This window comes from Vibrio sp. 1288 (assembly GCF_033344475.1).
Window position 1 is genome coordinate 1 of record NZ_JAWPOX010000921.1, and the last position, 566, is coordinate 566.

The window sequence follows — 566 nt, forward strand, 5'->3', positions numbered from 1 at the left end:
CAGCAAGTTTCTTCTACAACGTCATCAACACCGACCGTTCTGTTGGCGCGCGTTTATCTGGTGAGATAGCAAAACGCTATGGCAACCAAGGTTTGGCAGCTTCGCCAATCAAAATCTATCTAGATGGTACGGCTGGCCAGTCGTTTGGCGTTTGGAATGCGGGCGGCGTAGAGCTTTACCTCACTGGTGATGCGAACGACTACGTAGGCAAAGGCATGGCAGGCGGTAAAATCGCGATTAAACCTCACCTAGGCACTGCATTTAAATGTAACGAAGCCACCATTATCGGTAACACATGTTTGTACGGCGCGACAGGAGGCAAACTGTTTGCTGCGGGTAAAGCGGGAGAGCGTTTTGGTGTTCGTAACTCTGGCACCATCGCTGTCATAGAAGGCGCGGGGGATAACGACTGTGAATACATGACTGGCGGCATTGTGGCTATTCTTGGCGCCACAGGTGTGAACTTCGGCGCTGGTATGACGGGCGGTTTTGCTTACGTGTTGGATGAAAATCAAGACTTCCAAGGTCGTGTAAACAACGAATCGGTGGAAGCCATTTCACTGTCG

1 pseudogene is annotated in these 566 nt (G+C 51.1%); it reads left to right on the plus strand.

Annotated elements, in window-relative coordinates:
• Positions 1-566: pseudogene (gene gltB, locus R8O11_RS30105) on the plus strand (glutamate synthase large subunit); the annotation flags it as partial.